The sequence below is a fragment of the Streptomyces deserti genome, from assembly GCF_054782695.1.
The window spans coordinates 1-13,134 of the sequence record NZ_BAAGRZ010000030.1 but is presented as its reverse complement, the minus strand read 5'-3'; the positions used below and the strand labels follow the sequence as shown (position 1 = coordinate 13,134).

The 13,134-nt window shown below is 71.8% G+C and carries 13 protein-coding genes and 1 pseudogene; 7 read left to right on the top strand and 7 right to left on the bottom strand.

Features of this window, described 5'->3' with window-relative positions:
- Nucleotides 1-53: 53 nt before the first annotated feature.
- Nucleotides 54-464: a hypothetical protein gene (locus tag ACYVMZ_RS32485; RefSeq protein ID WP_461086093.1), complete on the bottom strand. Its 411-nt coding sequence runs from the start codon at nucleotides 462-464 to the stop codon at nucleotides 54-56.
- Nucleotides 465-792: 328 nt separating this feature from the next.
- Here ACYVMZ_RS32485 and ACYVMZ_RS32480 point away from each other — a divergent pair, with 328 nt between their 5' ends.
- A complete protein-coding gene (locus tag ACYVMZ_RS32480) occupies nucleotides 793-1,176 on the top strand; it encodes a nuclear transport factor 2 family protein (RefSeq protein WP_461086091.1) in 384 nt (127 codons plus the stop codon).
- 102 nt (nucleotides 1,177-1,278) lie between these two features.
- Nucleotides 1,279-1,566: a DUF1905 domain-containing protein gene (locus tag ACYVMZ_RS32475; protein WP_461086089.1), complete on the top strand. Its 288-nt coding sequence runs from the start codon at nucleotides 1,279-1,281 to the stop codon at nucleotides 1,564-1,566.
- On the opposite strand, the gene mgrA is transcribed toward ACYVMZ_RS32475, so the two are convergent.
- On the bottom strand, nucleotides 1,556-2,548 hold the full coding sequence (gene mgrA / locus ACYVMZ_RS32470; RefSeq protein WP_461086087.1) for an L-glyceraldehyde 3-phosphate reductase: 993 nt from the start codon (nucleotides 2,546-2,548) through the stop codon (nucleotides 1,556-1,558). The genes ACYVMZ_RS32475 and mgrA overlap by 11 nt on opposite strands.
- Before the next feature lie 153 nt (nucleotides 2,549-2,701).
- Between mgrA and ACYVMZ_RS32465 the strand changes: the two genes are divergently transcribed.
- Together ACYVMZ_RS32465 and ACYVMZ_RS32460 are read left to right on the top strand one after the other, a co-directional pair.
- Complete coding sequence (locus tag ACYVMZ_RS32465; protein ID WP_461086085.1) at nucleotides 2,702-3,613, top strand: LysR family transcriptional regulator; 912 nt, start codon at nucleotides 2,702-2,704, stop codon at nucleotides 3,611-3,613.
- A 52-nt stretch (nucleotides 3,614-3,665) separates the two neighbouring features.
- Nucleotides 3,666-4,181: a mycothiol transferase gene (locus ACYVMZ_RS32460; protein WP_461086083.1), complete on the top strand. Its 516-nt coding sequence runs from the start codon at nucleotides 3,666-3,668 to the stop codon at nucleotides 4,179-4,181.
- Here the strand turns inward: ACYVMZ_RS32460 and ACYVMZ_RS32455 are convergent.
- Both ACYVMZ_RS32455 and ACYVMZ_RS32450 read right to left on the bottom strand, forming a co-directional pair.
- Nucleotides 4,163-5,242 (bottom strand): adenosine deaminase, encoded by a 1,080-nt coding sequence (locus ACYVMZ_RS32455; protein ID WP_461086081.1) that lies wholly within the window; start codon nucleotides 5,240-5,242, stop codon nucleotides 4,163-4,165. The genes ACYVMZ_RS32460 and ACYVMZ_RS32455 overlap by 19 nt on opposite strands.
- Before the next feature lie 82 nt (nucleotides 5,243-5,324).
- Complete coding sequence (locus ACYVMZ_RS32450) at nucleotides 5,325-5,717, bottom strand: VOC family protein (protein ID WP_461086079.1); 393 nt, start codon at nucleotides 5,715-5,717, stop codon at nucleotides 5,325-5,327.
- Between the two features lie 430 nt (nucleotides 5,718-6,147).
- On the opposite strand from ACYVMZ_RS32450, the gene ACYVMZ_RS32445 reads away from it, so the two are divergent.
- Complete coding sequence (locus tag ACYVMZ_RS32445; RefSeq protein ID WP_461086077.1) at nucleotides 6,148-8,472, top strand: FhaA domain-containing protein; 2,325 nt, start codon at nucleotides 6,148-6,150, stop codon at nucleotides 8,470-8,472.
- A gap of 270 nt (nucleotides 8,473-8,742) precedes the next feature.
- Here ACYVMZ_RS32445 and ACYVMZ_RS32440 read toward each other — a convergent pair whose 3' ends face one another.
- Entirely contained in the window at nucleotides 8,743-9,633 is an 891-nt protein-coding gene (locus ACYVMZ_RS32440) for a glycoside hydrolase family 19 protein (RefSeq protein ID WP_461086075.1), read from the bottom strand.
- A gap of 347 nt (nucleotides 9,634-9,980) precedes the next feature.
- Here ACYVMZ_RS32440 and ACYVMZ_RS32435 point away from each other — a divergent pair.
- Nucleotides 9,981-10,189: pseudogene (locus tag ACYVMZ_RS32435) on the top strand (ABC transporter substrate-binding protein); the annotation flags it as partial.
- Between the two features lie 78 nt (nucleotides 10,190-10,267).
- Here ACYVMZ_RS32435 and ACYVMZ_RS32430 read toward each other — a convergent pair.
- Complete coding sequence (locus ACYVMZ_RS32430; RefSeq protein WP_461086073.1) at nucleotides 10,268-11,464, bottom strand: RNA polymerase sigma factor; 1,197 nt, start codon at nucleotides 11,462-11,464, stop codon at nucleotides 10,268-10,270.
- Nucleotides 11,461-11,814: a YciI family protein gene (locus ACYVMZ_RS32425; protein WP_461086233.1), complete on the bottom strand. Its 354-nt coding sequence runs from the start codon at nucleotides 11,812-11,814 to the stop codon at nucleotides 11,461-11,463. The genes ACYVMZ_RS32430 and ACYVMZ_RS32425 overlap by 4 nt, the downstream gene beginning before the upstream one ends.
- A gap of 98 nt (nucleotides 11,815-11,912) precedes the next feature.
- Between ACYVMZ_RS32425 and ACYVMZ_RS32420 the strand changes: the two genes are divergently transcribed.
- Entirely contained in the window at nucleotides 11,913-12,962 is a 1,050-nt protein-coding gene (locus ACYVMZ_RS32420) for an acyl-CoA dehydrogenase family protein (RefSeq protein ID WP_461086071.1), read from the top strand.
- Nucleotides 12,963-13,134: the final 172 nt, after the last annotated feature.

Genomic DNA, 13,134 nt, shown 5'->3' with positions numbered 1-13,134 from the left:
TCTATCGATTCGCCCAGATGTACGCCTGGGCGGCGCGGGCATCCGGCCATGGGTCAGGCGACGGGGACGCCGAGGAGCGGGGCGGTGCGCTGCATGCGCAGGGCGTCCACGGACTCGGCGAGCAGCTCGTACTCGGTGGTGTCGTCACTGGTGGCGATGCGCACCAGCCGTCCGGCGGCCAGTTCCTCGGCGACCAGTTCCTGCCGGGCGGCGTCGGCGCACCAGGCACGCAGCACGGCGGGCACGTCGGGCACGGTGTCGGCGACGGGGACGAGCGCGCCGGGCGGTAAGTGCTCGGCGTCGGGCTGCGGGTCGAGGCGCTGGGCGATCCAGGACGCCCGGTCGCGCAGCCACCACAGGGCGAGGGCCAGGGTGGGTGCCCGGTACGTGCCCAGGGGTACGCCGATGCGCCGGCCGTCGCAGACTCCGTACGCGGTGACGTGGCACAGGAACTCGTCGTGCACGTTGCCCCTCCCCCGTGGCCCTGCTCGCCGGCCGGCCTCGCTTCCCGCGGCTCGCGTGCTGTGCGTGAGGGCGCCGTCGCGCTGCGAAAGCGCTCTCGCAGTCGAGTATGTTCACTACTGAAACACTGTCACCATGACTTTCCGGCCACTCTCCTGGCATATTCACCGGCGCTGTTGGCCGAAACGTGGCGGGAACGTGGCGGGGCCGCATGACCCTGGAGGTAATCGACGCCTCGCGGCGGGCGCGGGCATGGTTGCCGTACCGGGTCCCCCGACCGGGACCCGGGCCCTGACCAGCAGAGTCGATCTCGATGGAGGCTGATCCCCCATGTCCGCACCCGCCAACCGTTATGAGGATGCCGTCGCCCGCTACTTCGAGGCCTGGAACGCCGACGGACCGGACGCGCGGGCGAAGGCGGTCGCCGCGGCCTGGGCGGTGGACGGCGGCTACACCGACCCCCTGGCCGAGGTCCGCGGCCACGAGCAGATCGCGGCGCTGATCGCGGCGGCCCGCGAGCAGTTCCCGGGCTTCGTGTTCCGGCTCGCCGGGGGCGTCGACGGGCACCACGCCACCGCGCGTTTCTCGTGGGAGCTGGTGAGCGAGGCCGACGGCTCGGCGCCCGTCGCCGGGTCGGACGTGATCACGCTGGACGAGACGGGCCGGATCACGTCCGTGCTGGGCTTCCTCGACCGGGTGCCCGCACAGACGTGAGGGCCGGGCCGCGATGAGTTTCCCCGCTCTCGGCGGTCTCTTCAGTGACAGCCCGCCCGCAAGAACGACGGGCCGTCGGGATCACCGCGAGCGGAGGACGTGATGGGGACGAGCGGAAAGGTGGACGTGGAGTTCACCGCTGTGCTGCGCAAGAGCCCGGACAAGGGCGGCTGGACGTATCTGGTCTGGCCGGAGTCCGCCGCGTTCTTCGGCACTCGCGGACTGGTCAAGGTCCGCGGGACGATCGACGGGCATCCCTTCCGGAGTTCGTTCATGGCTCTCGGAGACGGCACCCACAAGCTTCCCGTCAAGGCCGAGGTGCGCCGGGCCATCGGGAAGCAGGAGGGCGACAGGGTGACGGTTCACCTGGAGGAACGGCTCACCGCTTGACGACCGCGTCGATACGGGCCAGCTCTTCGGCGTCGAAGTGGAGGTTGCGGATCGCGGCGACGCTGTCCTCCAGCTGCTCCGGGCTGCTCGCCCCGACCAGGGCGGAGGTCACCCGGCCGCCGCGCAGCACCCAGGCCAGCGCCATCTGGGCCAGGGTCTGGCCGCGGGACTTGGCGATGTCGTTCAGGTCGCGCAGCTGGGCCACCAGGTCCTCGGTGAGCGCGTCGGAGTTCAGGAAGGGGCTGTCGCTCGCGGCCCGGGAGTCCTCCGGGATGCCGTTGAGGTAGCGGCCCGTGAGCAGCCCCTGCTCCAGCGGGGAGTAGGCGATTGAGCCGGCCTGGAGCTCGTCGAGGGCGTCCAGCAGGCCCTCGTCCTCGGGGCGGCGGTCGAGCATCGAGTAGCGCGGCTGGTGGATCAGCAGCGGGGTGCCCAGCTCGGCCAGGATGCGGGCGGCCTCACGGGTCTGCTCCGGGGAGTAGTTGGAGACGCCGACGTACAGCGCCTTGCCCTGCTGGACCGCCGAGTGCAGGGCACCCATCGTCTCCTCCAGAGGAGTCTGGGGGTCCGGGCGGTGCGAGTAGAAGATGTCGACGTAGTCCAGGCCCATCCGCTTCAGGCTCTGGTCGAGCGAGGACATCAGGTACTTGCGCGAACCCCACTCGCCGTACGGGCCGGGCCACATCAGGTAGCCGGCCTTGGTGGAGATGACGAGTTCGTCGCGGTACGGCGCGAAGTCGGCCTTCAGTGCCTCGCCGAAGGCGGACTCGGCGGCGCCGGGCGGCGGGCCGTAGTTGTTGGCGAGGTCGAAGTGGGTGACGCCGAGGTCGAAGGCGCGCCGCAGGATGGCGCGCTGGGTCTCGACCGGGCGGTCGGGGCCGAAGTTGTGCCACAGGCCGAGCGACAGCGCGGGGAGCTTCAGGCCGCTGCGTCCGGTGCGCCGGTAGGGCATGTCCGCGTAGCGGTCGGGGTGTGCGGTGTACAACGCGACTCCAGAGGGGTTGGCACACGGATACCGGTCCGGTGGCGACCGGTGGACGACCGGCGGACACGCGAACCGGTAGACACTCTGGCGCGACCTGCGGGCATCCGTCCAACAGAAGAATCCGATGGAATTCAGCGGATACGCTTCTCAGTCATGGAACTGCGCCACCTCCAGCACTTCGTCGCGGTCGCCGAGGACCAGCACTTCACCCGTGCGGCGGAACGGCTGATGGTCTCCCAGTCGGGACTGTCGGCCTCGATCCGCGCGCTGGAGCGGGAGCTGCAGACACCGCTGTTCGTGCGCACGACCCGCCGGGTGACGCTCACCCCGGCCGGGCGGGCGCTGCTCGCCGAGGCGGAGCGGATTCTCGCGCAGGTGCGCACGGCCCACGAGGCGGTGGCCGCGGTGCAGGGCGTGCTGCGGGGCACGCTCACGGTGGGCACCGAGCAGTGCATCGCCGGGGTCGACGCGGCACGGCTGCTGGCCGCGTTCCGGCGCCGCCACCCGGACGTGGAGATCTGCCTGCGGCAGGCGGGCTCGGGCGCACTGGCGGAGGAGGTCGCGGCCGGGCGGCTCGACCTGGCGTTCGGCGTGCGCACGCGGGCGGACTCCGACCAGCTGCGGTCGGTGCCGCTGACCAGCGAGCCGATGACGGTGCTGTGCCACGCCGCCCACCGGCTCGCGGTCACCGGGGCCGCCGTCACACCGGAGGAGCTGGGCGGCGAGGTGTTCGTCGACTTCCACCCGGACTGGGGGCCGCGCCGCACCACCGACGCCGTGTTCTCCGCCGCCGGCGTACGGCGGAGCGTGGCGCTGGAGGTGAACGACGTGCACACCCTGCTCGACCTGGTGGGCGAGAACCTCGGCATCGCCGTCGTGCCCCGGCACTTCGCGCACAAGCGGGCCTCGCTGACCGCCCTGCCCGTGAAGGGCACCGGCGAGGCGGTGTACGAGACGGTCGCCCTGCTGCCGCCCCCGCAGGCCACCAGCCCGGCGGCCCGGGCACTGATGGCGCTGCTGGACCACGACCCGGAGACCGGCCCGGAGACCGACGCAGACACGTGAGGGACGGGAACGCGGGGACGCGTGAGGAACGCGGATGCGCGATGGTGGAGCCATGCATGCGAAGGACATCCTCATCGACGGGTACAGCCGCATCCGGGAAGAAGTCCACGCCACCGTCGAGGGCCTCGACCCCGACGAGCTCGCCTTCCGCCCCTCCCCCGCCACCAACTCCGTCGCCTGGCTGATCTGGCATCTCGCCCGGGTCCAGGACGACCACGTGGCCGACGCCTTCGACCTCGACCAGGTGTGGCTGTCACAGGACTGGCACAAGCGCTTCGCGCTGGGCCTGGCGCCCCACGACACCGGCTACGGCCACAGCCCCGCGAAGGTCGCCAAGGTACGGGTCGACTCCGGTGACCTGCTGACCGGCTACTACGACGCCGTGCACGAACAGACCCTCGGGTGCCTGCGCGGGCTCGCCGCCAAGGACCTGGAACGCATCGTGGACGAGCGCTGGGATCCGCCGGTCAGCCTGGGCGTCCGGCTGGTCAGCGTCCTGTCCGACGATCTCCAGCACGTCGGACAGGCGGCCTACGTCCGCGGCCTCCTTCAGAGCGCGGCCTCGTAACCGGGCAGGACGACGTCCCGGATGAGCCTGTTCCGCTCGTCGAAGGGGAGGAACGCGCTCTTCACGGCGTTCACCGTGACGGTCCGCAGGTCCTCGACCGTCCAGCCCGCCTGCTCGACCAGCAGGGACATCTCGCGGGTCATCGTCGTTCCGGACACCAGCCGGTTGTCGGTGTTGAGCGTGACCCGGAAGCCGAGGTCCTTCAGCCCGGTGATGGGGTGCTCGGCGATCGAGGTCGCCGCGCCCGTCTGCAGATTGGACGTCGGGCACATCTCCAGCGCGATACGGCGGTCCCGTACCCAGCCCGCCAGACGGCCGAGCTTGCCGGCCGCGAGGTCGGGGATGTCGTCCGTGATGCGCACGCCGTGCCCGATGCGCTGGGCGCCGCACACCTGGAGGGCCTGGTGGATGCTGGGCAGTCCGTGGGCCTCCCCGGCGTGGATGGTGAACGGCACGTTCTCGCGGCGCAGATGCTCGAAGGCGGCGAGGTGGTCGGCGGGCGGGAAGCCGTCCTCGGCACCGGCGATGTCGAAGCCGACGACACCGGCGTCCCGGAACGCCACGACCAGGTCGGCGATCTCCCGGCTCCGGTCGGACATCCGCATCCCGCACAGCAGGGTGCCGACCCGTACGGGCGTGCCCGCGGCCGCCGCCTTCACCATGCCCGCCGCCAGGCCCTCCTGGACGGTCTCGACGACCTCGGGCAGGGTCAGCTCGCCCTTGACCATCAGCTCGGGGGCGTAGCGCACCTCACCGTAGACCACGCCGTCGGCGGCCAGGTCGAGGACGTACTCCTCGGCGGTGCGCAGCAGGCCCTCGCGGGTCTGCATCACGGCGAGGGTGTGCTCGAAGGTGGCTATGTAGCGGACCAGGTCGCCGGAGTTGGCGGCGTCGTAGTACCAGGCGGCGAGCTCGTCGGGGTCGGTGGTGGGCAGGGGGTGGGCGACCGCGTCCGCGAGCTCCACCACGGTGGCGGGGCGCAGGCCGCCGTCGAGGTGGTCGTGCAGCACGGCCTTGGGCAGGCGGCGGAGGGTGTCGGTGTCGATGCGGGGCGCGGTCATGGGCGGGCTGTTCCTCGGCAGGTGGTTATGGACGTGCCGGCTCGGCAGGTCACTTGTTGGGTGCGGGTCGCTTACGCGGGTGTCACTCGGCGGGCTGGAGCAGGTCCCAGCGGTTGCCGTACAGGTCCTGGAAGACGGCCACCGTGCCGTACGGCTCGTGGCGCGGCTCCTCCAGGAAGGTCACGCCCGCGGCGGCCATGCGGGCGTGGTCGCGGGCGAAGTCGTCGGTGTGCAGGAAGAAGCCGACGCGCCCGCCGGTCTGGTCGCCGATCCGGGCGCGCTGCGTCTCGCCCTTGGCGCGGGCGAGCAGCAGGCCGGTTCCCGCTCCCGGGGCGCCGGGTTCGACGACCACCCAGCGGGAGCCGTCGGGCCGGGGCGCGTCCTCGGCGAGCCGGAATCCGAGGGCGTCGGTGTAGAAGCGGATCGCCTCGTCGTAGTCGTCGACGACGAGGGTGACCAGGGCGATACGTCTCATCAAAACCTCTCGGGCGGGGTGATTGACGGGAGAGGTTATACGTAAAACCTGATGCACGCCAGTCGCCGCTGAGACCTGGTCCGATGCCGTGGACCAGGCAGGCGCCGGGCGGACCAGCGAAGGGAGGACCAGCAGGCAGAGGACCACCAGGGGAAGGACTACCGGGAGGATCACCGCCCCGATTCGCGCCGACTCCTCCGCGAGTCCGCCGGCCGGGACGACGCCTCACGCGCACGGGCCGCCTTTCCCGTGAGATGCCGAGCCGCCCGCGTCGGCGGCCGGAGGTGACCGGACGTGGGACCGATCCGGTGAATTAGGGCGACGCTCGCGAACGGCGTCACCGCCTGTGGTTATGAAAATACTATTAGTAATCTGACACTCGCCATCTGACTGCCTTGTACGCGTCAGATCGGCTTCCAGGAGGCTGTCAGTGGGTGCACTGAGCAAGCTGGAGCAGCGCTTCGAGGCTTTGGTCAACGGCGCGTTCGCCAAGGTCTTCAAGTCTGCGGTGCAGCCCATGGAGTTCATCGGGGCACTCCGGCGCGAGTGCGACGTCAACGCCAGGATCTGGAACCAGGACTGCGTCATCGTGCCCAACGCCTTCATCGTCGAACTGAGCCCGGGCGACCATGAACTGCACGGCGCATGCCTGGTCATGCTCGGCGAAGAGCTGGTCGAGAAGGTTCGCGACTACGCCGAGGAGCAGCACTACTCCTTCGTGGGTCCGCTGAAGGTCCAGCTGCTGCGGGCGGAAACCCTCAACGCCGGGCAGTTCCGGGTGCGCAGCCGGCTCGAGATTCCGCCGGAGGTCCAGCACGCCCTGCAATCCGCCCGGTACACCGGTGCCACGCGTTCGGCGCCGGCCGTCCGCGGTGGTGGCGCGGTCGGCGCCTGGCCGTCGGAGGCACATGTCCTGCGCGGGGAGAAGAGGGTCCTGAGCGTCGATCAGTTCCTCTCGATGGGACTGACGTTCGACAAGAGCGGCATGCTGGTCCGCGCGGACGCGCAGGGGCCTGTCACCGCGCCCGCATCATTGCGCCCCGTACGGCCGGTGGCACGCGGTCCGGCCGCCGCCGCCCTGCGCCCCTCCGGGCAGGAGTGGCCCGCCCTCCCTGCCGGCCCCGGCACACGACTCGCCCTCGGCCCCGCGTTGGGCGCGACGCGTCGCACGGGCCGGAGCGACGCCGGCCTCGACCTCGTCGCCACGGCGGCAGGGCAGGCCGGCCCGGATCCCGGGCGACCGGCCGTCGCCGTCGGATCGTCCGGAGCATCGCGCCCCATAGGCACGCCCGGTCACCGAGCCGCCGAGCAGCCCGAACCTCTGCCCGCGGAACAAGGACGCCGCCGGGACGACTCCCTGGCCCACGGACCTTCCACCTCATCAAAAGGACTGAACATCGTGACGAACGATCCAGACATCGTCGGCGGCCCGACGTCCGCCCGAGGCAGCCAGCACGCGGACGGCCTGGGTTTCGCGCCGCCGGACCCCTGCCTCACGAACGGGCACCAGGCCGGCGCACCCGAGGAACCCCAGACCGCCGTAAGGGCGGCGGAGGAGTTTCCGCCGCCGGCGCCCCGGCCCGAGAGCCGCCCCGCGCCCGCCGGGACCGGTTACGGCCCGGAGGTCAGGTCCGCCCCCTACGCCCGGATGGCGCAGCCGTCGTGGGGCGCCGCGGGAGCGCCGTCGCCCTTGCGGCCGGCTCCCCACATGCCGGTCCCCCACACCATGGCCCCCTGGCCGGCAGCGGACCGGGCCGGTCGTGGTGGAGGGATCGGGCACAGCTCCACCGCCGAGCTCTCCTCCGACCGGCTGCTGCGCAAGAAGCCCACCGACCGCCGCGGGATCAGCCGGTTGCGCCCCGGCGGCAAGGCGGCCGAGCGGGAACGGCTGCAGAAGCTGGCCATCATCCGCACCCCCGTGATGCAGTGCTACAAGATCGCCGTCATCAGCCTCAAGGGCGGAGTCGGCAAGACGACGACCACGACCGCTCTGGGTGCCACACTCGCCACCGAGCGTCAGGACCGGGTCATCGCGATCGACGCCAACCCGGACGCGGGCACACTGAGCCGCAGGGTGCAGCGCGAAACCGGAGCGACCATCCGCGACCTGGTGGCGGAGATCCCGAACCTCACCAACTACATGGCGGTCCGCCGCTTCACCTCGCAGTCCCCGAGCGGCCTCGAGATCCTCGCCAACGAGGCGGACCCCACCCTGTCGACGGCCTTCAACGACGAGGACTACCGCCAGGTCGTCGGCTGCCTCGGACAGCACTACCCGATCATCCTGACCGACTCGGGCACCGGGCTGCTGCACAGCGCGATGCGGGGGGTCCTGGACGTCGCCGACCAGCTGATCGTGGTCGCCACCTCCAGCGTGGACGGTGCGACCAGTGCCAGCACCACGCTGGACTGGCTCAACGCCCACGGTTACGACGAACTCGTCAAGCGCAGCCTCACCGTGGTGTCCGAGACGCGCAAGAAGAGCAAGGCGGTCAAGGTCAACGAGGTGGTGGACCACTTCCGCGCCCGCTGCCGGGGAGTGGTGGAGATCCCGTTCGACGAGCACCTCGCCGCGGGTGCCGAGGTCGACCTCGCGCAGCTGAAGACACGTACGCGCGAGGCCTACTTCAGCCTCGCCACGCTGGTGGCCGCGGACTTCCCCCGTACCCAGCCGGAGGCGCTGAACTGGACGGCCTCCTATCCGCACTCGGGCTACAACGCCGCCAGCATGTTCGCCGCCCCTGCCTGGGGCTGACACGGGACCGGCGACGCGGCGCGGGCGAACTGCCGGTGGTCCTCGTTCGCCCTGGGGGGCGGCGCTGCTCGACCGTTCCGGCGTTGTCGGCCGAGTTGATCCCGGTCGTGGCGCTCTGCCCGTAGTACGCGCCCGGGGCCGGGATCGCGTCGGCGGCGGCAGCGGGCGGGGGCACCACGACCGCGGCGGCCGGCGCGGCGGTCGTGGCGAGCAGGCGCGGGCGGTTCGGGTGGAGCTCAGTCAGGTGCATGGCCCCGTGCCGCTCCGCCGTCAGCAGTACAGGTTGCCACCCGGCGACGTCCCGAGGATCTGCGTGAACCGCTGGTAGGCGTCGACACGGCTCTGCACCTGCGCCGGGTTCCTGCCGTCGCACTCCAGGGAGCCGTTGATGCTGCGGATCGTCTGGCCGAAGCCCGCGCCGCTGACCATGGCGTGGTGCGGGGTCATGGAGCCCGGGCCGGTCTGGGTGTTCCAGTACCACAGGGCCGTCTTCCAGGCCACGGCGGCGTCGTTCTGCACCAGCCAGGGGTTGTTCAGGAGGTCGAGGCCGAGCGCGTCGCCCGCGGCCTTGTAGTTGAAGTTCCAGCTCAGCTGGATCGGGCCGCGTCCGTAGTAGGCGGCCTGACCGGCCGGGCAGCCGTACGGACGGCTCCAGTCGCAGTAGTGCGGGTAGTTGGCGGTGTTCTGCTCGACGACGTGCACCAGGCCGCCGGTCTCGTGGCTGACGTTGGCGAGGAGGGCGGCGGCCTCCTGCTTCTTCACCGTGTCGCTGCCGGTGGTGGCGAAGCCGGGGTAGGCGCTCAGGGCGGCGGTGAGCCCGCGGTACGTGTAGAACGGGTTCCGGTTCGGGAACATCTGGTTGAACTGCGCCTCGGTCACGACGAACGTCCCGACGGGCGTCCCGGGACCGTTGTCACAGGCGTACGGCTCCCAGTACCAGGTGCTGATGGTCGGGTCGTAGCCCGGGTTGTAGTGCTCGGCGATGTAGGCCCTGCCGTCGGTGTAGCGGACGATGTCGCCGGTGACGTACGACTTTCCGGCCACCCAGTTCGGGTAACTCGAGCACGCGGCGGCGGAGGCGCTCGAGGCCGGGAGGAGCACCGGCGCGGTGCCCGCGAGAGCGAGTGCGGCCATGACGGCGGAGACGCGGCGTCTCGACATGGGGTCAACTCCTTTGCCGGGCACGGCCGCACCCGGACAAGGGCAGGGGACGGCAGGGCCTTTGTGCGGGGGCGGCCGTGGTGGGGGGTGTGGTGGCACACTCAACCGCTTTGGTCTGTACCAGTCAAGGGTGTAGACCAGTCAACTCCGAACGGCTCACGGCAAGGAGTACAAGGCAGTTGGCGATTAGGTTGGCCTTCCCTCAGCTTCACGCTCGTCCGGGCTTGGCCGGATGTGCGCGCTCTCCGAGTCAAGCCTGCGCGAAGGAAGCCTTCTCCATGTCACCTGCGATGCCCCGCTCCGCCGCTCCCTCCGGCCCGTCACGCCGCCGCATGCTCGCGGCGGGCGTCGCGTTCGTGAGCACCGCGGCCGCCCTGTACGACTACGGCATCAGTGCACAGGCGTCTTCGGCCCCAGCGAGCCCGTGAACGGCAGCCCCGACCCGCAGGCCGGCGACATGGACGTCACCAAGCTGACCAGCCTGGGCACCGAGTGGGGCCAGTTCAACATCGAGAAGTACGCCGCACTCCGGCCCGACCTGCTGGTCAGCAACGTGGGGACGAGTTCTCGCCGGCGCCGTTCCGGACAGGCCCGCAGCGCGTGAGGCCCGTCGGCTGCGCTCAAGGAGACGTCCTCAGCGCGCGAGCTCCCGTCGGCGCCGCTGCAGGTAACCGCGCTCCGCCGGGCTCTCCGTCAGCTCGCTCGCGGTCTCGTACGCCCGTACGGCCTCCTCGTCGCGGCCCAGCCGGCGCAGCAGGTCGGCGCGGACCGCGTGGAAGACGTGGTAGCCGTCGAGGCCGAGGGTGTCGACGAGGGCGAGGGCGGGGCGCGGGCCCTCGGTCTCGGCGACGGCGACCGCCCGGTTCAGGGCCACGACGGGGCTGGGGGCGAGGGCCATGAGCTGGTCGTACAGCTGGAGGATCTGCCCCCAGTCGGTGGCCTCGGCGGTCGGCGCGTCGCTGTGGACGGCCTGGACGGCGGCCTGGATCTGGTACGGCCCCGGCCGGTTGCGGCGCAGGCAGCGGCGGACGAGGGCCTGCCCCTCGGCGATCAGGGCGCGGTCCCAGCGGGCCCGGTCCTGCTCGGGCAGCGGCACCAGCTCGCCCTGCTCGTTCACGCGGGCCGCACGACGTGACTCGGCGAGGAGCATCAGCGCGAGCAGGCCGGTGACCTCGGGTTCGTCGGGCATCAGCTCGGCCAGGAGGCGGCCAAGGCGTACGGCCTCGGCGCACAGCTCGGGATCGCCGGTGTAGCCCTCGTTGAAGATCAGGTACACGACGGCGAGGACACCGTTGAGCCGGTCGGGAAGGTCGGCGTCGCGGGGCACCCGGTACGGGATGCGCGCGTTGCGGATCTTCGCCTTGGCCCGCACGATCCGCTGCGCCATCGTCGGCTCGGGCACGAGGAAAGCACGGGCGATCTGGGCCGTGCTGAGCCCGCCGAGCAGGCGCAGGGTCAGCGCGACCCGGGCCTGGAGGGCGAGTGCGGGGTGGCAGCAGGTGAAGATCAGGCGGAGCCGGTCGTCGCGCACGGGGCCCTCCCCGGGCGGTGCGTCGGAAGCGTGCAGCAGGGCGGCCTCGGCGTGCCGGGCCTGCCGGGTGGACTCGCGGCGCAGCCGGTCGATCGCGCGGTTGCGGGCCGTGGTGATGATCCAGCCGGCCGGGCTCGGCGGCACGCCGGTCTCCGGCCAGCGCCGCACGGCCGCGGTGAAGGCGTCCTGCACCGCTTCCTCGGCGAGATCGATGTCGCCGAGGAAGCGGACGAGGGTGGCGACCGCGCGGCCGTACTCCGCGCGGAAGACGGCCTCGATGCCGGCGTGGGACGCGGTCATCGGTCCGCGTCGCCCATGAAGGGCCGCACCTCGATCGGCAGGGTGGTCGCCAGGGCCGCCTTGCGGCCCCACTCCAGGGCGGCGTCCAGGTCGGGCGCCTTGATCAGGCAGATCCCGCCGAGCATCTCCTTGCCCTCGGCGTACGGGCCGTCGGTGATCAGGACGTCTCCGTCGCGGGGCCGCAGCACGGTGGACGCCTCCGGGCCGTGCAGTCCCCCGGCGAACACCCAGGCGCCCGCCTCGCGCAGCTCCTGGTGGAAGACGTCGAGGTTCTTGTCGATCTCGGCGAGCACCTCGGGGGCGGGCGGCTCACCGACCGGCTGCATCACGCTGAGCAGGTAGTACTTCATGACGGCCTCCTCGGCCTCGTGGGTTTCTCTCACCTCCTACACGAACGGCACACCCCCGGATCGACACCTCGCCCCGGCGAAACGCGAGAATTCTCTCCATGGCCACCGCAGCGCACCCGCTCGTCACCCGTGCCCGGCAGCTCGCGCGCGATCTCCTCGCCCCGCACGCCGAACGGGTCGACCAGGAGGGCGTGCCCGCGAGCCACATCGAGGCGCTCCGGCGGTCGGGGCTGCTCGGGGTGGGCGCGCCGACGGAGTACGGCGGTGCGGACGCCCCGGCCGCCGTAGTGCGGGAGACGGCGGAGATCCTGGCCGGTGCGTGCTGCTCGACCTGGTTCGTGCAGGCCCAGCACCACACGCCGGTGAAGATGCTCGCCACGTACGACTCGCCCGTACGGGAGAAGCTGCTGCGTCCGCTGGCCACCGGGGAGTCGCTGGCCGGAATCGCGTACGCCCATGTCCGCGCCTTCCCCCGGGTCCCCGTACGGGCCGTGCCCGAGCGCGGCGGCTGGCGGTTCGACGGCACCGTGCCCTGGTACACGGGCTGGGGCCTGAACGACGTGATGCTGCTGGCGGGGGTGACGCGGACCGCCGAGGTGGTGTTCGCCTTCACCGAGGCTCGTGAGCGGCCGGGGCTGCGCCCGTCGGCACCCCTGCGCCTGGCGGCGCTCACGGCCGCCCGTACGGTGTCCCTGGAGCTGGCGGGCCTGTGGGTGCCGGAGGAGGCCGTGGTCCTGCGCACCGCGCAGGAGAAGTTCGCCCTGGTCGACCTCCCCCGCAACACCAACGCGAACCCGGCCGTGTTCGGGGTGGCGTACGCGGCGCTGGAGCTGGTGGCGGCGGCCCCGGACGGCCGGGAGACCGCAGGGTCGCTGCGCTCCCGGCTCGACGAGGTACGGCGGGAGGCGTACGCGCTCGCCGACCACCCGGTGCCGCACGAGCGGATCGCGGACCGGCTGGCGCTGAAGACGCGGGCGTACGACCTGATGCGCGCGGCCACGACCGCGGCGGTCGTGGCCGGGGGCGGCCGCTCCCTGGCCCTGGCCGGCCGGGCGCAGCGGCTGGCGCGGGAGGGGATGTTCCTGCTGGTGCAGGGGCAGAGGGCCGAGGTGCGCCGGGCGCACCTCGACGCGCTGGGCGCCGGCTAGTGTCCCGGTCCGGAGATCCTGTCGCAGTAGCGGCAGATGCGGTCGATGATCTGGTCCGCGGTTTTGGTCCACTTCAAGGGTCTGGCCTGCTCGTTCCAGGTCTTGATCCAGTCCTCGAGCGCGGTCTTCAGTTCGTCGAGTGAGCAGAACACGCCGCGTTCAAGGCAACGCC